We start from the raw sequence: 21,946 nt of genomic DNA, 5'->3' as shown, positions 1-21,946 counted from the left end.
GTAATTATGCGCGCTCGCCGCGGCGGCGGTAAGTATCGAGCACCACGGCCGCGACGATCACCAGGCCCGTGACGATGCGTTTCACGGGTTCCGACACGCCTACTTGCGCCAGGCCCGCTTCCAGCACGGAAATGATCAACACGCCAATGAAGGTGCTGATGACGGAACCGCGCCCGCCCATCAGGCTGGTGCCGCCGATCACGACGGCAGCGATCACTTGCAATTCCATGCCCACGCCGCCGTTCGGGTCGGCCGCCTCCAGGCGCGAGACCTGGAACAGGGCGCCCACGCCGGCGAGGAAACCCATCAAGGCAAACACCAGCACTTTCGACGGTTTCGTATTGATGCCCGACAAACGCACGGCTTCTTCATTCGTGCCGATGCCGATCCAGTGGCGTCCCAGCACCGTGCGCGTCAGTACCAGGTGGCCGATGACGACGATGGCGATGGCGGCGATGAAGGCGGGCGACAGGCCGAAGGCGATCGGCGAGCTAATGCCGTCAACGGCGCTGCCGATGTATTCCGTGCGCGAATTGGTCACTTGATAGGCCAGACCCCGTGCCATTTCCAGCACGCCCAGCGAAACGATGAACGAGGGTATGCGCCAGCCGACGGAAATCAGGCCCGTGGTGGCGCCGCACAGCGCGGCGACGAACATGCCCAGCAGGGCCGCGCTCCACACGGGCCAGCCCCAGTGCACGACGGCCAGCGACAACACGGAAGCGGCCAGCGCCATCACGGAGCCGACGGACAAATCGATGCCGCCGATGATCAGCACGAAGGTCATGCCGACAGCCATCACGACCAGGGTCGGGATATTGTTCGACAGGGTGCTGAGCGTGGCGAGCGTGAAGAAATTTTCGCTGGCAAACGAGAACAGCACGCACATGGCCAGCAGGGCGCCGATCAGGCCCGCATAGTTTTTCAGGTCGGCCAGGCTGCGCTGCAGATACGAAGGAGAGGAGTTGGTGGTCATGGGAATCTTTCCGGCGGATCAGGCCGCAGCTGGAGTGGAAGGTGAGGTCAAATAGCCGGAGAAGGCGGCCGACAGCAGCGCGTCCTGGCTCCAGGCGCCGCGCTCGAAGGTCTCAACGATGCTGCCCGCGCTCATGACGGCGATGCGGTCGCAGATCAGCATCAGTTCGCGCAAGTCGCTCGAGACGATGACGAGGCCCTTGCCCTGGCGCGCCTGTTCGGCCAGTACCTGATAAATATCAAACTTGGCGCCGATATCGATGCCGCGCGTGGGCTCGTCGAACAGCATGACGGGGCAGTCGCGGTACAGCCAGCGGGCGATCACCACCTTTTGCTGGTTGCCGCCGGACAATTCCGCCACCGTTTGCGCGCTGTTGCGCGAGCGGATGCCCAGGCGCTGAATATAATCGTCGGCCACCGTCGCTTCGGCCGCATCGTTGAGCCAGCCAGCGCCACTGACGGTGTCGAGCGAGGCCAGGGTGGTGTTGACGGCGATGGACTGGCGCAGCAACAAGCCTTGTCCCTTGCGATCTTCCGTGATCATGGCAATGCCAGCTTTCACTGCTGCCTGCGGCGAGTGCAAGGCGGCGGGCACCTCGCTGTCGCCGAGGAACACGTCACCGGCATCGGCGCGGTCGGCGCCGAAGATCAGGCGCAGCAATTCCGTGCGGCCCGAGCCGATCAGGCCGGCAATGCCAAGGATTTCGCCGGCGCGCAAGTCGAAGGACGTCGGGTTGACCACCTTGCCGCGCGCCAGGCCACGCACGCGCAGCAAGGGCGCGCCGATGGTGCGCCCGCTCAAGTCGACGGCATCGTCGGCCGAACGGCCCACCATCAGGCTGACCAGGTCGGCGGCGGAGTGTCCCGCGATATCGTCGTCGCACACCAGCTGGCCGTCGCGCAGCACGGCGATGCGGTCGGCCACGCGCTTGAGTTCTTCCAGGCGGTGCGAAATATAGATGATGCACACGCCTTCGGCTTTCAAGCGCTCGATTTGCAGGAACAGCAATTCCACTTCGCGGTGCGTCAGCATGGCCGTCGGCTCATCCAACACCAGCAGGCGACAGGCGCCGATCAGGTTGCGCGCGATTTCGATCATTTGCTGGTGGCCGATGCCCAGTTCGCCCACGAGGGTCCACGGGTCGAGCCCGCCCAGGCCGACTTTTTCCATCTGTTCGCGCGCGTCGCGTTCGAGACGCGTACGGTCGATGAAGCCGAAGCGCTGCGGCAGATTTTTCAGGTACAGGTTTTCCGCGATCGACAGGGTGGGAATCAAATTGAGTTCCTGCATCACCATACGGATGCCCAGCGCCTCGGCGGCGCCACGCGAGGCGGGCTGGTAAGGCTTGCCGTCGAGCAGCATGGTGCCCGTGGTGGCATGCTCCAGGCCACAGATGATCTTCGACAGGGTGCTCTTGCCCGCACCGTTCTCTCCCGTCAGCGCCAGCACCTGGCCAGGGGCGAAGCGCAGGACCACGCCGCCCAGCACGGGGCCGACATAGGACTTGCCGATGTTGTCCAGGGTCAATAAAGGGGTGGTGGCCGGTGGCGCCGGGGGGATGTCGGTAGGCATGATAAAACTCCGCGGTAGTGACGGCGGGGCCGGCGCCGCCTGCTCGGTGAGCAAGCGGGCGCCGGCCCCGGCGGGATCAAACGATCAGGACTTGGCGCCCTTGGCGACCAGTTCGACCTTGGTTTCGATGACGCCACCAAGCTCGGCCTGTTTCTTCTTCTGCGCCAGGGCTTTCAGCACGGTCTCGATGCCGAACACGGCTTGCTGCGAACCGAACTGGTCGGCGGTAGCCAGCACGCGGCCATCGGCCAGCATCGGCTTGATGGCGTTGATGTTGTCGTAGCCGACGACCAGCACTTTGCCTGTCTTGCCGGCCGCCTTGATGGCGGAAATGGCGCCGATGGCCATGTTGTCGTTACCACACAGCAAGGCCTTGATATTCGGGTTGGCGTTCAGCATGGCGGCCGCTACCGTGTTGGCGGGGGCGATTTCCCACTGGCCCGACTGCACGCTGACGACCTTGGCACCGGCCGCGTTCATGGCGTCCTGGAAACCCAGGGTGCGCTGCTGCGCGTTGTAGGTGGTGGACACGCCTTCGATGATGCCGACGGGGTCGCCCTTCTTGACCTGCTTGGCCAGGTAATCGCCGACCACCTTGGCGCCCTTGCGGTTGTCCGGACCGACGAACGGCACGGTGATGCCCTTCTCTTTCAGGGCGCCCTCGTCGAGCTTGTTGTCGATATTGACGACGATGATGCCGGCGTCGATGGCTTTTTTCAGCACGGGCACCAGCGCTTTCGAATCTGCCGGGGCGATCACCAGCGCGTTGACGCGCGAAACGATCATTTGCTCGACCAGCTTGATCTGGCTCGACGTATCCGTCTCATCCTTGATGCCGTTCGACAGCAGGTCGTACTTGGCGGCATTCGCCTTCTGATGCGCCTTGGCGCCATTTTCCATGGTCAGGAAAAATTCATTGGCAAGCGACTTCATCACCAGCGCCACCTTCGGCTTAGGCTGAGTCTGCGCCATCGCCGGCACGGCGGGCAAGGCACACACCAGGACAGCGGCGGCAATCATTTTCAGGCGAATACGGGATGTCATGAGCGTCTCCAGAGTTGTTGGTCAAGCACGTCTACACCATGCTTTTTAGGAATTTCATTGCGCGCAAACGTTTGCGCGAAGCGAATAGTGCCTCAATGCCACATATCAGTGCAAGCAAAACTGTATGTGCAGTGCAGCAAAAAAGGGATACCCAGAGGGGACCGGGCAGGCCGATGCGATCAGCCAGCCTGGGAGAAATGCGCAGGAGTCAGGGGTTTGTTGCGGGCCGGGCACTGGCCCACTGCACGGCCAGCACGCTGGCCAGCACCAGCAGCAAGCCCAGCATCGACCAGCCCGTCATGGCCTGGCCCAGCAAGGCCCAGCCCAGCACGACGGCCATCAGGGGACTGAGCAAGCCCAGCGAGGAGACGGCCACGGGAGACAGACGGGCGATGCCGCGGAACCATAGTGCATACGCCAGCAGGGCGCCGGCCAGGCACAGGTAGGCGTAGGCCAGCACTTGCTGCAGGGATAGCGCCGGCAAGGGCGCATCGGCCAGCCAGGCGACGGGAGCCAGCATCAGGCCGCCGAGCAGCAATTGCCAGCCCGTCAGCGCCAGCACGGGCAAGTCCGGTTTCCAGCGCCGCGTCAGATAGGTGCCGGCCGCCATGCAGGCCGTGCCGCCCAGTGCGGCGGCGATGCCGATGGGTTCCCACACCGTGCGCGGCGACAACAATAAGAGGCCCATGCCAGCCACGCCCAGCACGCTGGCCAGCAGGGCCAGACGGGCTGGACGGCGCCCTTCCACGCCCCAGGCCATGCCCATCACCAAGAGCGGCTGGATGGCCCCCACCACGGCCGCCAAGCCACCCGGCAAGCGGTAGGCGGCCACGAACAGCAGCGCCTGGAACACGCCGATATTCATTGCGGAAAGAATCAGCACGTGGCCCCAGTCGCGCCGCGCGGGCAGGCGCCGCATCAGGAGCAGCAACAGCAGGCCGGCCGGCAGCACGCGGATCAGGGCCGCCGTGAAAGGACGGTCCGGCGGCAGCAGTTCGGAGGTGACGATATATGTGGAACCCCAGATCAGGGGCGCCAGCGCCGTGAGCACGATATCGCCCCAGGCGGGGCGGGCAGCGGAGGCAGGCATACACTATCTCGACGTTAAGATAAAAACCCAGTGTGAGCGCGAACTATCTTGATGTCAAGATAAATCCACCACTGCGCCGCTGGCGGGCGGGCGTAAAAAAGCCCGGCATGGCCGGGCTTCGGGGACTGCGCCAGGCGGCACGTTGCGCCGCCGGCCTGATGCTTAATCGCGCACGCGCTGCATCGCCGCGATCGGCATGCCGCCGACGGTGAGCAAGGCCGTATTGTTGCTGTTGCTCAGGCTAATTTGCGCGGCCATGCCGCCCCCCTCTTCCGAGACGATCATCACGAGATTGCCTTCCGTCGCAAAGGTGGCCTTGGTCGTCTTGCCGTTCTCGATCATGCTGTCCTGCGTAAATTCCAGGACTTCGCCCGTCGAGCTCTTCCATTTGCCCACCAGCGGGTGGCCGCCGAAGCTGAACAGGCTTTTCAGCTTGTCCAGCATGCCCGGTCCCTGGGTGGCCGACGCATTGCCCAAGGCCCCTGCCATGGCCATGCTCATGGCGGCCTGCTGCCATTGCGCGCGGTCGGTGACTTGCCATTGCTTGTCGACCAGGGCCAGCGGCCATTCCACTTCCAGGTCGCTATGCGGCAAGCGTTGCAGGATCAGTGCGCGATCCGGCGAGGCGCTGAACCATACCGCCTCATCAGTCAGGGCCAGCTTGGCCATGGCCATCGCCACCTGCTGCCCGCCCATCTCGCGTACCTGTTCGTAGCCGCTGACCTTGGCCACCTTCACGCCCTTGGCCACGCACAGCTTGTCGCCGCGCAAGGCGGCCTTGCCCGGTGCGGCCAGCGCGTAGACAAATTGTGATTGCGCAAGCCAGCCACCACTGCTTTGCTCGACGGGAGCGCTGTACAACCCGCCACGCACGAGGATATCGAGCCACTGCCGGGTCGAGGTGTCGTACGAGGCCACGCGGATTTCTTCCTTCTGGTACGGCAAGTTGGCGAGGCACAGCAGCTTGTCGCGCGCCGCCTCGTCGGCCGCCAGGTGGGCATTGATGGCGCGGCCGAAACTGCTGGCCGAGGCCGCCTCTGGCGCCAGCAGCCACGCCAGGGCGCCACCAGCCACGATGAGCACCGCAAGTACGCCGCCGGCCAGGATGAGGTGGCGCCGCTGCACGCCAGCGCCTACCGGTTTGGCGGGCGCAGCGGGAGCCGGCACAGGTCCGGGCGACGGTGCGGCGTTCACGGCCTTGCCGCACTCATCGCAAAAGCGCGCGTCGGGCGCGTGGGCGGTGCCGCACTGTTTACAGAATTGCGCCATGGTCTGCCTTACTTGAGTTTATGCGCGCATTCGCCGCAGAACGCATCGTCGGATGCGACCGGCGCCTTGCAGCTCGGGCAGTGCAAACTATCAACGGGTGCGGCAGCCGGCGCGGGAGCGGCTGGCGCGGCGGGTGCAGCGGCCTGCTCGGCCAGGGCACGCGCGCGTTCACGCGCTTCCTCGGCTTTTTTCTTGACCACGGCCAGGCCGTCGTTCAGGCTTGCTTCGGAGGCGCTGAAATCAACATTACGCGTGGCGTTCAGGTAAATGATGCACACGCCCTTGGTAAAGATCAGGCCCGGCACGACGGCCGCGGCCGCCAGCAGCAAGCCGCCGCCCAGGCCGGCAGCGATGATATAGCCGGAACCGCTGCCGCCACCCAGGCCCGAGGCCAGCGCGTACATATTCATCTGGCCGCCCAGGCCCAGGATGCCGGCGGACATGCCGCTGGTCAGCGACACGCCCGTGCCCAGCACGCCAAAGATCAGCAGCGCCACAAACGAGGTGATCAGGAACAGCAGCACTTCCAGCAGGATCACCGAGACCAGCTTGGTGCGCACGATCAGGTTCAGGCGGGCAATGATCTGGAACACGCTGGCGCCCGACCAGGCGGCAGGGCCGGCCAGCGGCAGCATCACGTAGAACAGCGCAAACACCAGCACGCCCAGCACGATGGCCGACAAAGGGAAGACCACCGCGTACAGCACAGGGCCAAGCACGGGGATCTTGCAGACGAACAAGATGATGGCGATGGCGATCATGGCCGCCAGCACGATCAAAAATTCCAGGAAGACGACCGCGATCAGGCGATGGCTGGTGTACAGCGAGACGAGCACGGCATCAACCAGGCTCATGCCAGGCTGGCCCTGCACATCGCGCATCAGCAGGATGCCCACGGCGTTGGAGCCGTAAAACATCACCAGGAAAGCCGTCAGGCCGCCCAGGAAGGCCAGCACGACACTGCTCATGCTTCCGGCGAGCATCGTCAGCACGCCACCGACGAGCACGGCACCGATGAAGGTCAGGGCCAGCAGGGCAATCGCGCGGAAATTCTTGATGGCGTCGGTCGCTTCGATCAGCGACCCCACGGCGGAGGAAAAGGGGAACGGTTTATGTGCTTCTGTGGAAATGGTCATGTCTAGCCTGGAAGGGGTCAATCGGGATGGGACGGCCTGCCTGGCCACCCCGTGGTATGAATGTGTCAGTAGGCCAGCGCCAGTTGCAGCTCGCTCGCAGGCGCCTGGCGCTGGACGATCTGCAGCTTGACGTCCTGGCCACCGACACGCTTGCTATTCAGGTACAGGGCGGTGCGCACCGGGTAAATGCCTTGCGGCACGCCTTCGGGCATGGGAATCGAGAAGCCGCCCTTGTAGGCGCCGCTGCCGTTGTTGCTGCTGACCACCTTGCGCACGGTCTTGATCAGCTCGCCGTTGGGCTTGTACAGGCTCAATTCTTCTTCCACCAGCGGATTCGGATCGCGCGTGCCGGCCGCCACTTCAATATACGAATTGGTCTGCGCCTTCTGGCCCGGACGCACGGAGGACGGCGTAAAGCCCGTCTCGTACTTCACCAGGGTCGACTGCTCGGGCAGCTTGCCCTTGTTGGCCACCTTGTAATCGGTCTGCACCTGCTGTGCCGTCTTGACTTGCTGGCTTTGATAATTCAAGGCCACGCAGGCGAGCGCCCCCAGGCTGGCGCCCAGTGCCGCGCCGCGCACGGTATTGTTGCCGCCGCCCAGCAAGCCGCCGACGACGGCGCCGATGCCGGCCAGCATGGCCGTATTGCATTCGCCGCTGGCCGCTTCGGTGCCGGCGGTGGTAATACCGGTGGCGCCAGGGCCGCCCGGCGCGGCGCAGCCGGCCAGCATCGAGGACACGACCAGCAGCGCCACCATGGGTTTGGCAATTTGTTTCAAGTTTTTCACGTCATTCTCCAGGAGGATCAAAATTGGGGGGAAGGCAAGCAGCGCGGCTTACTCGATCTGGATTTGCGACAGCGCCTTGTCTTGCGCTTCTTTCGCCTTGCGCTTGATGTCGAGCGCGTAGCGGTTGCCCGTGTCCATGCGCAACACGGCATTCGCGTTGGCGATGGCACAGTCGTACTTGCGCTGGTTCATGCAGTGGCTCGCTTCCGACAGGCTTTCCGTGATCACGCTTTCCAGGCCGGCAGTCTGTTTGACAGGCGCCGGTGGCAGCGCGGCCTTGACGGGCTTGATCGGCTTTTCCGCGACAAGGACCGGCTTTTCCACAGCCGGTGCTGGCTCGGGGTCTGGCGCAGCGACAGGTGCCGGTTCGGCCGCCACTGGCGTCGCGACAGGCTCGGCCGCCGTGGCGCCATCGAGCACAGGGTCGCTGATGTCCAGCGGCTTCTCGGCGGCAAGCGCAGGGTCCGTCGGCAGCGTTGGCACGGCTTCCGGCGCCGGTGCTGGCGGCTTGCTTGAGAGGAAATAATAGCCACCAGCACCGCCCAGCAGCACTACCGCTGCGACGGCTGCGGCGATCAGCTTGACGCGGCTGCCACCGGCTGCGCTGTCGGTTGGCGCTTCGGGCACGCTGGCGGGCGCGGGAGCAGGTTTCGTTTCCGGTGCTGGCGCTGGTGCGGGCACGGCTTCGGCACGGCGCTTTTCCAGCACGGGCGGTGGTGCCGGTGCGGCAACCGGCAGCGGCACCGGCTCAGGAGCGAGGGCAATCGCTGGCTCAAGAACCGGCACCGAAACCGGCTCCGGCGACACCATAGGCGCCACGGCAAAGCTGAACGCGCACTTGGGACAGAACTTGGCGTCCAGCTTGCAGTCATGGCCGCACTGACCACAGGATTTGCCTGGCACCGGAGCGGCAGCGGCAAACGTCATGCCGCAGGAAGAACAGAATTTTGCGCCCGGCTTATTCTCGGCCTGGCAGGAAAGGCATTTCAATTGGCATCTCTTTTCATATAAACGCTGACACCGTACGCTTGTATCGCTTGCCAGAATGGCAGCTATGTTGCCGTACGGCTAAATATTCACGGAGTATATTTTCAAACACCAAGTTGCCACAAGGGAAAATTGCCTTTTGCTCTATTCAATTTTTAAATATTGGTAAAAAACCTGCCATCATGGCGGCCCCCATGTTGGGGCGCAGAGAACAAAAAAACCCGGCAACGCAGTACGCGTTGCCGGGTTTTAAGTCGATGCCCGAGGCGCCGAGGACAGTTTACTTGCGCCCGCCCCGTGCTGGCGCGGCATGGCCGCCCTTGGCAGGCGGCTTGCTGCCCCGCCCCATCGGCACGGCGGCCGGCTTGGTCTTGGTCTTGATGGTCGACAAGATCGATGGACGCACCTTCGACTCCGCAGCCGACGCTTTGGGCGCCGCTGCCGTGCCGCCCAGGGCGATGCGGTTCTTGCCGGGCGTGACCTTGAACTTGTCCGGCGTGCCGGCGCCATGCGTCTGGCGGCTGCGTTCGCCTGCGGCCAGGCCGCCCGATTCCGACGAGGTCCAGGCCGGTATCAAATGCTTGTCGCCATTGCCGATCAAGTCGCCACGGCCCATGTTGACCAGCGCTTCGCGCAGGATAGGCCAGTTGGCCGGGTCCTGGTAGCGCAGGAAAGCCTTGTGCGTGCGGCGGATCTTGCCGCTGCGGGCCGTTTCCACCACTTCCGAATCTGCCGTCACCTTGCGCAAGGGATTCTTGCGCGTGTGATACATGGTCGTGGCCATGGCCATCGGCGTGGGCATGAAGGTTTGCACCTGGTCCAGCTTGAAATTGTTTTTCTTCAGCCACAGGGCCAGATTCAACATGTCCGTGTCCGTCGTGCCCGGATGGGCGGCGATGAAATACGGGATCAAATACTGCTTCTTGCCCGCTTCCAGCGAGAAACGGTCGAACATTTCCTTGAACTCGTCATACGCGCCAATGCCGGGCTTCATCATCTTCGACAAGGTGCCCTCTTCCGTGTGCTCGGGCGCGATCTTCAGCAAGCCACCGACGTGGTGCGTCACCAGTTCCTTCACGTATTCGGGCGAACGCACGGCCAGGTCGTAGCGCAAGCCCGAGCTGATCAGCACTTTCTTGATGCCGGGAATGGCGCGCGCCTTGCGGTACAGCGAGATCAGCTTGCTGTGGTCCGTGCCCAGGTTGACGCAGATGGACGGGTACACGCAGGACAGGCGGCGGCACGAGACTTCGATCTCTTTTTCCTTGCAAGCGAGGCGGTACATATTCGCCGTGGGGCCACCCATATCGGAAATGGTGCCCGTAAAGCCTTTGGTTTTATCGCGGATATGCTCGATTTCGCGCAAGATCGACGGCTCCGAACGGCTCTGGATGATGCGCCCTTCATGCTCCGTGATCGAGCAGAAAGTGCAGCCGCCGAAACAGCCGCGCATGATGTTGACGGAGAAACGGATCATTTCCCAGGCGGGAATGTGCGCCTTGCCATAGCTCGGGTGCGGCGCGCGCGCGTAATTCATGTCGTACACGCCATCCATCTCGTCCATGGCCAGCGGCAGCGGCGGCGGATTGAGCCACACGTCGCGTTCACCGTGCGCCTGCACCATGGCGCGCGCATTGCCGGGATTCGATTCCAGATGGAACACGCGCGAGGCGTGCGCATACATGACGGGGTCATCCTTGACGACATCGTAGGCGGGCAGGCGCACGACGGTCTTGTCGTGCTTTTCCTTGGCCATGGCCAGGCGCTCTTCGCGGCTCATGATGCGGATCGGCTTGATGACTTCGGCCGATTTCGAGGCATTTTCCGTGGCGCAGGCGGTCTTGTCTTCCTGCACCATCTCGTACGGGCTGTAGTGCGGGTCGACCTTGCCGGGCACGTCGACGCGGGTGGAATTGTGCACGCCCCAGTCGTCGCCAGGCAGCCAACCGGACGGCACCATGAAGGCCGTGCCGCGCAAGTCGCGGATATCCTTGATCGCTTCGCCGGCGGCCAGGCGGTGGGTCAGGTCGACCAGCGCCCGTTCGGCATTACCGAAGATCAACAAATCGGCCTTGGAATCGGGCAAGACGGAACGGCGGACCTTGTCCGACCAGTAATCGTAATGGGCGATGCGGCGCAGGGATGCCTCGATGCTGCCGATCACCACCGGCACGTCGGGATACGCTTCGCGCGCGCGCTGGGCGTAGACGGTGACGGCGCGGTCCGGGCGCTTGTTCGGTTCCGCGTTGGCAGTATAGGCGTCGTCGGAGCGGATCTTGCGGTCGGCCGTGTACTGGTTGACCATGGAATCCATGTTGCCGGCAGTAATGCCGTAGTACAGGCGCGGCTTGCCGAGGATGCGGAACGCTTCGGCCGACAGCCAGTCCGGCTGGCTGATGATGCCGACGCGGTAACCTTGCGCTTCGAGCAGGCGGCCCACCAAGGCCATGCCGAAACTCGGATGGTCGATGTAGGCGTCGCCCGTGACGAGGATGACGTCGCACTGGTCCCAACCCAGCGCGTCCATTTCGGCACGCGACATCGGCAGGAAAGGCGCCACGGCAGCGCGGGCAGACCGCTTGGGAACGGTCGCAAATAAATTGGTAGGGGAGCTCATAGGGTACGGATTGTACCGGAATTGGCCATTTCCAACCTGACGGCCTGCTTTTTACTGTTGGATTTCAGTGCAAAAAACGTTTATTTTTCAATCACTTGGGGAAAGAAGGCCCGTCCCGGCAGGACAAGGCCCGGCATTTCCCGCAACTTGCTTAAATACCCATATTGGCTAAAATTTCACCCAATTCCCGCAACGCCGGCTCCAGTTTCGGATGCTTGACGGCAAACTTGGCCGACAATTCCTGGCTGCGCTCGGCCAGTCCATAGGTGGTCGACTCTTCGTCCTGTTCCTGCGCGGCGCGCTTTTCCATCAGCAGCTTGATGTCGACATCGAGTTTTTGCAGCAAACCATGCAGTTCTTCATCGACGGGGCCGCTGGTCGCTAGTGTCGAATGCAGTTGTTGCAGCGATTCCTTGAGTTTGCTATCCATGTTTTTTCCTGTCAGTCAGTAAATTGCGTGTCCAGGTATAGCTGTTCCACCTTGCTCCTGGCCCACGGGGTCTTGCGCAAAAACTTCAGGCTCGACTTGATGCTGGGATCGCTGATGAAGCAATTGATATCGATGTGCTTGGCCAAGCCGTCCCAACCGTAGTGGGCGTGCAGGCGCGTCACGATACCTTCCAGGGTAATGCCATTCAAATCTTGCTGACTCATATACTCTTTCAACTGCCTTCTTATTTACATCTTACTCAATTCTACGCCGCCGGCACAGAAAGCTTGCGTGCGCCATATCAACGCAGCGCAAGCTTCTGTTGAGGACGGTTTACTTGGCGTTCAAGCCGCGGCGTTCCAGCAATGGTTCCACGGTGGCATCGCGGCCGCGGAAGTCACGGAACAGTTGCAGCGCATCGACGCTGCCGCCGCGCGACAGCAACTTGGCTCTGAACCAGTCGCCATTCTTGCGCGTCAGGCCGCCGTTTTCCTTGAACCAGTTGACCGATTCCGCGTCCAGCTTTTCCGACCACAGGTAGGCATAATATGCCGCCGAATAGCCACCCGAGAAGCTGTGCGAGAAGTAGCTGGTGCGGTAGCGCGGCGGCACGGGTGCGTAGTCGACGCCCGCATCCTTCAGGGACGCCGCTTCAAAGGCCAGCACGTCGGTCGGTATCTGGCTCGGCGCCAGCTGGTGCCAGCGCTGGTCAAGCAGGGCCGCCGACAGGTATTCCGTCGTCATGAAGCCCTGGTTGAATTTCTTCGCCGCCGTGACTTTATCGAGCAATTCCTGCGGCATGGCCGCGCCGCTCTGGTAGTGCTTGGCATAGTTTTGCAGCACTTCCGGCCAGACGGCCCACATTTCATTGACTTGCGACGGGTACTCGACGAAGTCGCTCGGCACGCTGGTGCCGGCAAAGCGCGGGTATTTTACGTTCGAAAACATGCCGTGCAGCGCATGGCCGAATTCGTGGAACATGGTCGTCACTTCATCAAAGGTCAAGAGCGTCGGCTGGCCGGCCGGCGGCTTCGGAATATTCAATTGGTTGGCGACGACGGGATGCGTACCCATCAGCGACGATTGCGACACGTATTCATTCATCCACGCGCCGCCATGCTTGTTGCCGCGCGCATAGAAGTCGGCGATGAACAGGGCCAGCGGCTTGCCGTTGGCGTCCAGCACGTCATACACGCGCACGTCCGGGTTGTACACCGGTAGATCAGTACGCTGCTTGAAGCTGATGCCATACAGTTTATTCGCGGCAAAGAAGACGCCGTTGTTCAGCACGCTGTTGAGTTCCAGATACGGTTTCAGCTCGTTTTCATCAAAGTTGAAACGTTGCTTGCGCAGCTTGTCCGTGTAGATGGCCCAGTCGGCCGCCGCTACCTGGAAACCACCTTTTTCCGCATCGACCACTTGCTGCAGGTCGGCCGCTTCGCGGCGCGCATTGGCGACGGCCGGTTTCGCCAGTTCCGACAGCAAGGTGTTGACGGCCGTGGTGGTCTTCGCCGTCTGGTCTTCCAGCGAGTACGCGGCGTAATTGGCGTAACCGAGCAGGGTGGCCCGTTCGGCGCGCAGTTTTGCCAGCTTCAGCACGATGGCGCGGTTGTCGAACTCTCCGCCCTGGCTGCCCCGGTTCAGCGACGCATCCATCAAACGCTGGCGTGTCTTGCGATCCGTCAATACGGCCAGCGGTGGCTGGCCACTGGTGTTGACCAGGGCGATGACGAACTTGCCCGTCAGGCCGCGTTCCTTGGCTGCCGTGGCGGCCGTGTCGATATCGCTGTCCGTCATGCCGGCCAGTTCGGCGCGCGTGTCGACGACGATGCTCTTGGCATTGGTTTCCTTCAGCACGTTTTGCGCGAAGGCCGTTTCCAGACCCGCCTGCTCGGCGTTGTAGGCTTTCAATTTTTCCTTGTCCGCATCGGACAGCTTGGCGCCGGCGCGCACGAAATCCGTGTGATAGCGTTCCAGCAAGCGCAAGGATTCGGCATCGAGGCCCAGCTTGTCGCGCTTGGCGTACAGGGTGTCGATGCGGGCGAACAGTTTCGGGTTCAGGGTGATCGCGTCGCCATGCGCGGCCAGCTTGGGCGACACATCCACTTCCACCGCTTCGAGCACGCTATTCGTGTTGGTCGAGGTCATGTTGCTGAAGATGCTCTGCACGCGGTGCAGCAGCTGCCCCGTGCGCTCGAGGGCCACGATGGTGTTCTCGAACGTGGGCGCCTGGCGGTTGCTGGCAATCGCATTGACTTCGGCCAGCTGGCGTTTCATGCCTTCGGCAAACGCCGGCGCGTAGTGAGCATCCTTGATCAAGCCGAACTGCGGCATCTGGAACGGCAGCGGGCTGACTTTCAACAGGGGATTCTGGGCGCTGATGGCGGCGGCGGGTGTAGCGGCGGCGGCCAGGGCGGAAGGAGCGGCGTGGGCCAGCATGACGCTGGCGGCGATGACGAGCAGTTGTGGACGGATCATGACATCTTTCAGGAAGCGCGGGGAAGAACCGCGATCGCGTCGCGGGCCAGTGGCAGATCATAGCAGCCTGTCACACAGGCGTCATCCAACCTGGGCGATCCTGTGGTGCATCACGCAAAATGCGCGGTTTACCACGGTTTGTGATCGAAATCTCCAAATAAAAATGGCCGCCAATCGCTTGGCAGCCACCTCATTGACCCGGCTTTGACACCGGAATCACACGACTTACTTGCCGTTCAAGCCACGGCGTTCCAGCAGCGGCTCGATCTTCGCATCGCGACCGCGGAAGTTGCGGTAGATGTCGAGCGCATCGGCGCTGCCGCCGCGCGACAGCAGTTTATTACGGAACCAGTCGCCGTTCTTGCGCGTCAGGCCGCCGTTTTCCTTGAACCACTCGACCGTGTCCGCGTCGAGCTTTTCCGACCACAGATACGCGTAGTAGCCGGCCGAATAGCCGCCCGCGAACGCGTGCGAGAAGTACGTGGTGCGGTAGCGCGGCGGCGCCGGGGCGAAATCGACGCCCGCACCCGTCAAGGCAGCTTTCTCAAACGCCAGCACATCGGTGGGAATCTGCGCCGGGGTCAACTGGTGCCAGCGCTGGTCCAGCAGGGCCGATGCCAGGTATTCCGTGGTTTTATAGCCCTGGTTGAAATTGTCGGCCGCCGTTACTTTCGCCAGCAGCTCGGCCGGGATGGCCGCGCCCGTTTGATAGTGCTTGGCATAGTTTTGCAGCACTTCCGGCCACAGCGCCCACATTTCATTGACTTGCGACGGGTATTCGACGAAGTCGCGCGGCACGCTGGTGCCGGCGAAGCGCGGGTATTTCACGTTCGAAAACATGCCGTGCAGCGCATGGCCGAATTCGTGGAACATGGTGTTGACTTCGTCAAACGTCATCAGGGTCGGCTGGCCCGCTTCCGGCTTCGGAATGTTGAGGTTATTCGCAATCACCGGCTTGCGGTTCAGCAAGCTCGACTGGCCCACATAGGCGTTCGCCCAGGCGCCACCGCGCTTGTTGCTGCGCGCGTAAGGGTCCAGGGTAAAGATGGCCAGCTGCGTGCCGTCTTCGTTGAAGACGTCGTACACCAGCATGTCGGACGTGTAGACGGGCAAGTCGGTGCGCTGCTTGAAGCTCAAACCGTACAGTTTGCCTGCGGCAAAGAACACGCCCTTGGTCAGCACGCTGTGCATTTCAAAGTACGGTTTGAGTTGATTCTCATCGAAGTTGTAGCGTTCGGCGCGTACCTTGTCGCTATAGAATGCCCAGTCGGCGGCGCCCACCTTGAAGCCGCCTTTTCCTGCATCGATGACTTTCTGGATATCGTCCGCTTCACGGCGCGCATTGACGACGGCCGGCTTCGCCAATTCACCCAGCAAAGCGTTCACGGCGGTGGTGTCGTGCGCCGTCTGGTCTTCCAGCGAGTAGGCAGCGTAGTTCGGGTAGCCCATCAGCGCGGCACGTTCGGCGCGCAGTTTCGCCAGTTCCAGCACTTCCTGGGTGTTGTCGAACTCGCCGCCACGGCTGCCGCGCGCTTGCGATGCGGCCATGATGCGTTCGCGCACGGCGCGGTTGGTCAGCAGCGACAGCGGCGCCTGGCCCGTCGTGTTGACGAGGGCGATTACATATTTTCCATCCAGGCCGCGCTTCTTGGCCAGGCCCGCGGCCACTTCGATAGCGGCTGGCGACAGGCCGTCCAGTTCCTCGCGCGTATCGACGACGACAGCCGAGGCGTTCAATTCTTTCAGCACGTTCTGCGCGAACTTGGTCGACAGGGCAGCCAGCTGGCCGTTGTAGGCGCGCAGCTTTTGCTTGTCGGCCGCCGACAACTTGGCGCCGGCGCGCACGAAGTCCGTGTGGTAGCGTTCCAGCAAGCGTTTCGATTCCGCATCGAGGCCCAGCTTGTCGCGCTTGGCGTACAGGGTATCGATGCGCTTGAACAGCTTGTCGTTGAGCATGACCGCATCGCTGTGTGCCGCCATTTTCGGCGCCAGCTCGCGTTCCAGGCCCTGGATCGTGTCATTCGTGTTGGAGCCGGACATCACGGAAAACACGGTGCGCACGCGGCTCAGCAACTGGCCCGAGCGTTCCATTGCCACGATGGTGTTGTCGAACGTAGCCGCTTTCGGGTTATTGGCAATCGCGTTGATTTCCGCCAGGTTGGCGGCCATGCCTGCCGTAAAGGCGGGCGCGTAGTCGGCGTCCTGCACCTTATCGAACGGCGGATAGTTGAATGGCAGGCTGCTGGCTTGCGCAAACGGGTTCGAAACGGGCAAGGCGGCCGCCGCGGTAGCGGCAGTGGTGGGCGCGGCGGTGGCGGTAGCGGCAAAAGCGGCGGTGGCTGGCGCCAGCATCAGGCTGGCGGCGATGACGAGCATTGTTGGACGGGTCATGTCTTCTTTCAAGAAACGCAAGAGAGCCGCGATTGTGTCGCGGGCCAGCCTGAAATAATAACAGCCTGAAACACTTGCGTCACCAGCAACTACTGACCGTAGCGGGTCGGTGAGTAATGAATGGTTTTCATGCGCTCCGCGCCATGGTGCCGATTTAGTAATGTGGCGGGCGTTCGTTGACCAGTCCGCCATTTGCCTGCTGCGCCCCGTCGCGCACGTGCTCGCCCAGCTTGTGCAGCATCGCTTCCAGCTGGTCGATGCGCTTACCCTGCTGGTAGACCATCTGGTTCAGCGACTCGACCAGATCTTCCTGCTGCGCCAGCTTGATTTCGATATCGACGAAACGTACTTCCATCTGTTCTGCATTGTCCATGGTGCTCTCGGTGATTCCTGACTGAAAGCGGCATTCTACCGCCGCAGCGGCGTGAGCCAGCACAAACCTCGGCCATTCCCCATCGGTCAGGCGGCCATTTCTGCCTATTCTTCCCTTATGGCTGAATCAAACCGCTTGACGAATGAGAACAAACGATTACAATGGATGCACCAGCACCACGCGAACCAATGCTGATCGACACGCGCAAGACGGCTGAATACCGGCGCTGGGAAGACTCCCTGCATGACATGGCGGCCGCCGCCATCGATGCGCGCATCAAGCATTTGCAGCACGGAAAAAAGGGCGACTGGCGGCCAGTGGGCGAAGGCGTGTGCGAACTGCGTTTTTTACAGACGGGACCTGGCTGGTGCGTGTACTTTCACGAAACTAATCGAGGCACCCTGCTCTTGCTGCTGCTGGGTGGCAATAAATCGAGCCAGCAAAGCGACATCAGGCAGGCGCAAGCGATACTCAAGGACTTGAAAGCCCGGCAGGCGGCCCTGAAGAAAGTGGCAGCGGCATCCACAGGAGCACGAAAAAAATGAACCAACATATCGGCCATGACACCTTCGACCTCGACGACCTGGAAGCATTAGGCCTGAGCAAATTTGATCCGACGCAACACCTGACCAGCAAAGCCGCCGTGGCCGCCTATATGAGCGAAATCGTCGCCACCGGCAACGCGGAACTGTTCCAGTCGGCCATGAATGACGTGGTGCGCGCCTATGGCATGGGCAAGGTCGCGGCCCGGGCCGACATCACGCGCGAAGGCGCGTATAAAGCCTTGCGCGAAGGCAGCAAGCCACGCTTTGAAACCATTTTAAAGATGCTCGATGCGCTGGGCATGCAGTTGGCCATCGTGCCAAAAACCACGCCAGACGGCGCCGTGGAAGCCTGAACGCCGCTTAAGCCTTCGGCGTGGCCAGCAAGACCTTCATGCGCGCCAGACGTTCTTTCGGCGAAATGATTTCCGCTTCCGTCGGCACGGCGTCGCCCACGTCGAGTTCCATTTCCTTGATGAAACGCGACGGGTCGCAATGGACTTGCTCGCCGGCCCGCTTGCGCTTCTTGCACCAGGTAACGTGCAAGGTGCGCTGGGCCCGCGTGATGCCCACATACATCAGCCGGCGCTCTTCCTGGATGCGCGCGGCGATGGTTTCGGCCGGCGCGTCGGGGTCGCCCTTGTGCGGCAAGATGCCCTCTTCCACGCCCACCAGAAACACATGCGGGAATTCCAGCCCTTTCGACGCGTGCAGGGTGGACATGCGCACGGCGTCCTGCTCTTCGTCCTTGCCTTCCAGCATGGTCATCAGGGCCACCATCTGCGTCAGTTCCAGCACGTTCTTTTCTTCGCCGTCGCGGTCCTTGCCGCCCCGGCCCCGTTCCTTCAGCCAGTTGACGAATTCGAGCACGTTCTGCCACTTGCTTTGCGCTTGCCGTTCCTCGAAGGCATCGTACAGATACGATTCGTAGTGGATTTCCTTCATCATGTCGTCCAGCACCTCGGCCGCGTTGTCGCCGCTGCCGGCCGCGCCCGGACGGCTGGCACGCGATTCAAGGTCGTTGATGAAGTTGCAGAAATCGCGCAATGGCCCCAGCTGGCGGTCCGTCAGCTTGGCCTCGATGCCGCCCTTGAACACGGCCTGGAACAGCGAGCACTGCCACTGGCCCGAGAACGCGCCCAGCACTTCCAAAGTCGACTGCCCCACGCCGCGGCGCGGCGTCGTCACGGCGCGGATGAAGGCCGGGTCGTCGTCTTCGTTGGCCAGCAAACGCAGATAACTGATGATGTCCTTGATTTCGGCCTTGTCGAAGAAACTCTGGCCGCCCGAAATCGTGTACGGAATGCGTTCCTTGCGCAAGCACTGCTCGATGATGCGCGCCTGGTGGTTGCCCCGGTACAAAATCGCGTAATCGGAAAATTTATTTTTTCGCTCGAAATGGTCGGCCGAGATCATGATGGCGACCTGCTCCGCCTCCTGCTCGTCCGTCTGCATGCCCAGCACCTTGATCGGCTCGCCCAGGCCGTGCTCGGACCACAGCGACTTTTCAAACAGCTTCGGGTTGTTGCCGATGACGGCATTGGCCGCGTTCAGCACGCGCATGGTGGAGCGGTAATTCTGCTCCAGTTTGATCACGCGCAAGTCCGGGAAATCCGTTTCCAGCGTCTTCAGGTTTTCCACGGTAGCGCCGCGCCAGGCATAAATCGCCTGGTCGTCGTCGCCCACGGCCGTAAACATCGGCTTCTTGCCGATGCCTGTCACCATCAGTTTCACCAGTTCGTACTGGCAAGTGTTCGTATCCTGGTATTCGTCGACCAGCAGATAGCGCAGGCGGCGCTGCCACTTGTCGCGCACGGGGCCGTTGTTGCGGAACAGTTCCACGGGCAAACGGATCAGATCGTCGAAATCGACGGCCTGGTAGGCGGACAGGGTTGCCACATAGCTGCGGTATATGCGCGCCGCGTTCGCCTCATCCTCGTCCTTGGCTTGCGCCAGCGCCATGTCCGGATCGATCAAGCCGTTTTTCCACAGCGACATGGCGCTCTGGATGCCGCGTATCACCTGTTTATCGGTGGTAATGGCAAGGTCTTGCACCAGTGAAAAACAATCGTCGCTATCCATGATGGAAAAGCGGTCTTTCAAGCCCACGCCATTGGCTTCCTGGCGCAGGATTTTCACGCCCAGCGAGTGGAAGGTCGACACCGTCAACTGCTTGGCCTGGCGTGGTTGCTTCAAGAGTTTGGCGATGCGTTCCTGCATTTCCAGCGCTGCCTTGTTGGTGAAGGTCAGCGCGGCGATGGTGCGCGGGTCATAGCCCCGGTCTTCGATCAGATGGGCGATCTTTTGCGTGATCACGCGCGTCTTGCCCGAGCCGGCGCCCGCCAGCACCAGGCAGGGGCCGTCGAGGTAGGTAACCGCTTCGCTTTGGGGCGCATTCAGACCGAACTGTGGTGCTTTGGACATCAGGGGTATTTCCGCAGGGAACAGCAGCCCATTGTAACAGCGTCGCGTGGGCCAATTGCACGGCGGGCCGTGCCTGAAAAACAGGCAATGGCATGGATATCTCGCCCTGTGCCGCCATCTTGGCCCATGCAATGCGTGCGGAGATGTCAGCGCTGGAGTACCATTCCGCCTATATCGCCCGTGCGCGCCCACTTACCGAATGGCAGTCCCATGAAATTTGAACACCTGATTGAAATCAACGATCCTTTGAACCCGCTGATCGACACCCTGAGCCTGGAACAAGTCTGGCGCGGCCTGGTCTTGCGCGCCGAATCGCCCAAGCTGTTCGTGCCGCACCTGGACGAGTACCAGATCAGCCAGCGCAGCGATGCCGGTTTTGCGCGCAGCCTGCGCTATGGCGAGCTGGTCATCAACGACAGGGTGGTGCTGGTGCCGCAACTGCAGGTGCGCTACGAAGTGCCGGCGCAACAGGATATCAGCGCCTCCTCGCTGGTGATGACCATCGAGATGCCCGACGAGGCCAGCCTGTGGGTGCGCTTCCAGTACGACGACGGCCACGACGCAGCCACCGATGCGGCCAACGCCCTGTACGACGACTTCCGCCGCTCCGCCTACAAGGAATCCGACATCGACACGGTGCGCATCATGCGCGAGCTGGCGCTCGAGGGACGGCTGGATGCGGGCTTGCTGAATTAAGCTCTGGCGCTGCGGCCCCACAACTGGTCGGGGCGAAACTGCAAGCCTGCCTGCTCCGCGCTGAGCACTTCGCGGATGGCGTGCAAGTCCACGCGCGTATCGCGCCGCAGGGGCACGTCCAGGCGCGCGCCACGCGGGCCGATCAGCGACTGCACGTGGGGCGTGGTGGCGTTCAAGCCCTTGCGCGTGACGACGCCGATCTCTCCATTCAACAGCTTGACGAAGGTACCGACCGGATAAATGCCCAGCTCGCGCACCAGCAGGGAGGCCAGCGGCGCATCCAGCGTGGCCTTGTCGGCCATCAGCATTTCGCGCAGGGCCACGTTCGGCAGCAAGGGCTGGCGATAGCTGCGCTTCGACACGCGCGCGCAATAGCGGTCGGCCAGCATGATCAGGCGCGCGCCGATGCCGATCGCCTCGCCTTGCGTGCCCAGCGGATAACCGCTGCCATCGATATTTTCATGGTGCTGCAGCACGGCCTGCAGCCAGACGGCGTCCGTGACGCCCGTCGCGCGCAACAAGTCGACACCCGCTTGCGGGTGGGCGCGCAAATAGGCCCGTTCCTGCGCATCCAGCGGCCCCGCCTTGTGCTGGAAATCCGCATGGCGTTCCAGCATGCCCACATTCATGCTCAGGGCGGCCAGCACCACGCTGCGGATTACACCATCATCGAGTCTCAGGGCACGCGCCAGCAGGGCCGTGATGACGGCCGTGTCGACGCTGTGGCGCACGGCAAAGTCGCCCGCACCCTGGTTGTGCAGGATGCAGGCCAGCGCCACGTCGGCGTCCAGTGCAACTGCCTCTTCCACCAGTTGCGCCAGCGGCGCCAGGGACACGTGACTGCCCGCCTGCCTGGCGGCAATCGCCGGCAAGACGAGGGCCAGGCCTGCCGTGACGAGATTCAGCATGCGCAGGGCTGACGGCGCTTCCGTGGCCGTGCGCGGCACGTCGGCACTGGTATCGGCGATGACGCCGTGCGCCAGCAGCAATTCGATCTGGTTCTCGCTGCTGATGACATGGCCCAGCCTGGCCAGCAAGCTGCCCGTCTCGCCGTGCACGTCCCAGGGCAGGGCTACGCCCAGGCCGAGTTCTCCCGCGTAAATGCGCCGAATTTTCACATCGTCTCCGTGTCA

At 62.5% G+C, this 21,946-nt stretch carries 19 protein-coding genes and 1 pseudogene; 3 read left to right on the top strand and 17 right to left on the bottom strand.

From position 1 onward, the window contains the following. Positions 1 to 4: 4 nt before the first annotated feature. From ACQ4WP_RS17570 to ACQ4WP_RS17500, 15 genes and pseudogenes are all read right to left on the bottom strand, one after another. Positions 5 to 976 carry an ABC transporter permease gene (locus tag ACQ4WP_RS17570; RefSeq protein WP_426089549.1) on the bottom strand — a complete coding sequence of 324 codons (972 nt, stop codon included), beginning with the start codon at positions 974 to 976 and terminating at the stop codon, positions 5 to 7. A gap of 18 nt (positions 977 to 994) precedes the next feature. After that, positions 995 to 2,548, bottom strand: coding sequence for a sugar ABC transporter ATP-binding protein (locus ACQ4WP_RS17565; RefSeq protein WP_436522802.1), 1,554 nt, complete (start codon positions 2,546 to 2,548; stop codon positions 995 to 997). A gap of 84 nt (positions 2,549 to 2,632) precedes the next feature. Next, complete coding sequence (locus ACQ4WP_RS17560) at positions 2,633 to 3,592, bottom strand: sugar ABC transporter substrate-binding protein (protein ID WP_436522800.1); 960 nt, start codon at positions 3,590 to 3,592, stop codon at positions 2,633 to 2,635. 208 nt (positions 3,593 to 3,800) lie between these two features. Then, the gene (locus tag ACQ4WP_RS17555) at positions 3,801 to 4,682 is read right to left on the bottom strand and encodes an EamA family transporter (protein ID WP_436522798.1); all 882 of its coding nucleotides are present in this window, start codon (positions 4,680 to 4,682) and stop codon (positions 3,801 to 3,803) included. 162 nt (positions 4,683 to 4,844) lie between these two features. Continuing rightward, a complete protein-coding gene (locus ACQ4WP_RS17550; protein WP_436522796.1) occupies positions 4,845 to 5,951 on the bottom strand; it encodes a zinc-ribbon domain-containing protein in 1,107 nt (368 codons plus the stop codon). Positions 5,952 to 5,959: 8 nt separating this feature from the next. After that, a complete protein-coding gene (locus ACQ4WP_RS17545) occupies positions 5,960 to 7,087 on the bottom strand; it encodes a hypothetical protein (RefSeq protein ID WP_436522794.1) in 1,128 nt (375 codons plus the stop codon). Positions 7,088 to 7,152: 65 nt separating this feature from the next. Next, complete coding sequence (locus ACQ4WP_RS17540; RefSeq protein ID WP_436522792.1) at positions 7,153 to 7,875, bottom strand: hypothetical protein; 723 nt, start codon at positions 7,873 to 7,875, stop codon at positions 7,153 to 7,155. 48 nt (positions 7,876 to 7,923) lie between these two features. Beyond that, positions 7,924 to 8,661, bottom strand: coding sequence for a hypothetical protein (locus tag ACQ4WP_RS17535; RefSeq protein WP_436522872.1), 738 nt, complete (start codon positions 8,659 to 8,661; stop codon positions 7,924 to 7,926). 60 nt (positions 8,662 to 8,721) lie between these two features. Further along, positions 8,722 to 8,865: pseudogene (locus tag ACQ4WP_RS17530) on the bottom strand (double zinc ribbon domain-containing protein); the annotation flags it as partial. Positions 8,866 to 9,142: 277 nt separating this feature from the next. Further along, positions 9,143 to 11,404 (bottom strand): YgiQ family radical SAM protein, encoded by a 2,262-nt coding sequence (locus ACQ4WP_RS17525; protein ID WP_436522868.1) that lies wholly within the window; start codon positions 11,402 to 11,404, stop codon positions 9,143 to 9,145. Positions 11,405 to 11,630: 226 nt separating this feature from the next. Then, entirely contained in the window at positions 11,631 to 11,909 is a 279-nt protein-coding gene (locus tag ACQ4WP_RS17520) for a DUF4404 family protein (RefSeq protein WP_219887820.1), read from the bottom strand. Between the two features lie 11 nt (positions 11,910 to 11,920). Further along, entirely contained in the window at positions 11,921 to 12,133 is a 213-nt protein-coding gene (locus tag ACQ4WP_RS17515) for a VF530 family protein (RefSeq protein WP_071326083.1), read from the bottom strand. 109 nt (positions 12,134 to 12,242) lie between these two features. After that, the gene (locus ACQ4WP_RS17510) at positions 12,243 to 14,387 is read right to left on the bottom strand and encodes a M3 family metallopeptidase (protein ID WP_436522790.1); all 2,145 of its coding nucleotides are present in this window, start codon (positions 14,385 to 14,387) and stop codon (positions 12,243 to 12,245) included. Between the two features lie 225 nt (positions 14,388 to 14,612). Next, complete coding sequence (locus ACQ4WP_RS17505; protein WP_436522788.1) at positions 14,613 to 16,778, bottom strand: M3 family metallopeptidase; 2,166 nt, start codon at positions 16,776 to 16,778, stop codon at positions 14,613 to 14,615. Positions 16,779 to 16,932: 154 nt separating this feature from the next. Further along, positions 16,933 to 17,151, bottom strand: a complete 219-nt coding sequence (locus ACQ4WP_RS17500; RefSeq protein ID WP_034753936.1) for a SlyX family protein — start codon at positions 17,149 to 17,151, stop codon at positions 16,933 to 16,935. A 161-nt stretch (positions 17,152 to 17,312) separates the two neighbouring features. Between ACQ4WP_RS17500 and ACQ4WP_RS17495 the strand changes: the two genes are divergently transcribed. Beyond that, positions 17,313 to 17,696, top strand: coding sequence for a type II toxin-antitoxin system RelE/ParE family toxin (locus ACQ4WP_RS17495; protein WP_436522786.1), 384 nt, complete (start codon positions 17,313 to 17,315; stop codon positions 17,694 to 17,696). Further along, on the top strand, positions 17,693 to 18,049 hold the full coding sequence (locus ACQ4WP_RS17490; RefSeq protein WP_436522784.1) for an addiction module antidote protein: 357 nt from the start codon (positions 17,693 to 17,695) through the stop codon (positions 18,047 to 18,049). The genes ACQ4WP_RS17495 and ACQ4WP_RS17490 overlap by 4 nt, the downstream gene beginning before the upstream one ends. Before the next feature lie 7 nt (positions 18,050 to 18,056). On the opposite strand, the gene ACQ4WP_RS17485 is transcribed toward ACQ4WP_RS17490, so the two are convergent. Then, entirely contained in the window at positions 18,057 to 20,117 is a 2,061-nt protein-coding gene (locus ACQ4WP_RS17485) for a UvrD-helicase domain-containing protein (RefSeq protein WP_436522782.1), read from the bottom strand. A gap of 210 nt (positions 20,118 to 20,327) precedes the next feature. Here ACQ4WP_RS17485 and ACQ4WP_RS17480 point away from each other — a divergent pair, with 210 nt between their 5' ends. Further along, positions 20,328 to 20,813, top strand: a complete 486-nt coding sequence (locus tag ACQ4WP_RS17480; RefSeq protein WP_436522780.1) for an SRPBCC family protein — start codon at positions 20,328 to 20,330, stop codon at positions 20,811 to 20,813. Here ACQ4WP_RS17480 and ACQ4WP_RS17475 read toward each other — a convergent pair. Continuing rightward, entirely contained in the window at positions 20,810 to 21,931 is a 1,122-nt protein-coding gene (locus ACQ4WP_RS17475) for an HD-GYP domain-containing protein (protein WP_436522778.1), read from the bottom strand. The two genes, ACQ4WP_RS17480 and ACQ4WP_RS17475, sit on opposite strands and share 4 nt — an antisense overlap. Between the last annotated feature and the right edge of the window lie 15 nt (positions 21,932 to 21,946).

It is taken from the genome of Janthinobacterium lyxosi (genome assembly GCF_051380665.1).
In the GTDB taxonomy this organism is placed as follows: Bacteria; Pseudomonadota; Gammaproteobacteria; order Burkholderiales; family Burkholderiaceae_D; genus Janthinobacterium.
The sequence above is the reverse complement of the archived record's forward strand: the minus strand, read 5'-3'. Positions and strand labels throughout refer to the sequence as shown.

What these genes read in the sequence shown, in the direction of transcription:
- ACQ4WP_RS17570 (WP_426089549.1), bottom strand. Translation starts at nt 976, where the DNA reads ATGACCACCAACTCCTCTCCTTCGTATCTGCAGCGCAGCCTGGCCGAC.
- ACQ4WP_RS17565 (WP_436522802.1), bottom strand. Translation starts at nt 2,548, where the DNA reads ATGCCTACCGACATCCCCCCGGCGCCACCGGCCACCACCCCTTTATTG.
- ACQ4WP_RS17560 (WP_436522800.1), bottom strand. Translation starts at nt 3,592, where the DNA reads ATGACATCCCGTATTCGCCTGAAAATGATTGCCGCCGCTGTCCTGGTG.
- ACQ4WP_RS17555 (WP_436522798.1), bottom strand. Translation starts at nt 4,682, where the DNA reads ATGCCTGCCTCCGCTGCCCGCCCCGCCTGGGGCGATATCGTGCTCACG.
- ACQ4WP_RS17550 (WP_436522796.1), bottom strand. Translation starts at nt 5,951, where the DNA reads ATGGCGCAATTCTGTAAACAGTGCGGCACCGCCCACGCGCCCGACGCG.
- ACQ4WP_RS17545 (WP_436522794.1), bottom strand. Translation starts at nt 7,087, where the DNA reads ATGACCATTTCCACAGAAGCACATAAACCGTTCCCCTTTTCCTCCGCC.
- ACQ4WP_RS17525 (WP_436522868.1), bottom strand. Translation starts at nt 11,404, where the DNA reads ATGTCGCGTGCCGAAATGGACGCGCTGGGTTGGGACCAGTGCGACGTC.
- ACQ4WP_RS17520 (WP_219887820.1), bottom strand. Translation starts at nt 11,909, where the DNA reads ATGGATAGCAAACTCAAGGAATCGCTGCAACAACTGCATTCGACACTA.
- ACQ4WP_RS17515 (WP_071326083.1), bottom strand. Translation starts at nt 12,133, where the DNA reads ATGAGTCAGCAAGATTTGAATGGCATTACCCTGGAAGGTATCGTGACG.
- ACQ4WP_RS17510 (WP_436522790.1), bottom strand. Translation starts at nt 14,387, where the DNA reads ATGATCCGTCCACAACTGCTCGTCATCGCCGCCAGCGTCATGCTGGCC.
- ACQ4WP_RS17505 (WP_436522788.1), bottom strand. Translation starts at nt 16,778, where the DNA reads ATGACCCGTCCAACAATGCTCGTCATCGCCGCCAGCCTGATGCTGGCG.
- ACQ4WP_RS17500 (WP_034753936.1), bottom strand. Translation starts at nt 17,151, where the DNA reads ATGGACAATGCAGAACAGATGGAAGTACGTTTCGTCGATATCGAAATC.
- ACQ4WP_RS17495 (WP_436522786.1), top strand. Translation starts at nt 17,313, where the DNA reads ATGGATGCACCAGCACCACGCGAACCAATGCTGATCGACACGCGCAAG.
- ACQ4WP_RS17490 (WP_436522784.1), top strand. Translation starts at nt 17,693, where the DNA reads ATGAACCAACATATCGGCCATGACACCTTCGACCTCGACGACCTGGAA.
- ACQ4WP_RS17485 (WP_436522782.1), bottom strand. Translation starts at nt 20,117, where the DNA reads ATGTCCAAAGCACCACAGTTCGGTCTGAATGCGCCCCAAAGCGAAGCG.
- ACQ4WP_RS17480 (WP_436522780.1), top strand. Translation starts at nt 20,328, where the DNA reads ATGAAATTTGAACACCTGATTGAAATCAACGATCCTTTGAACCCGCTG.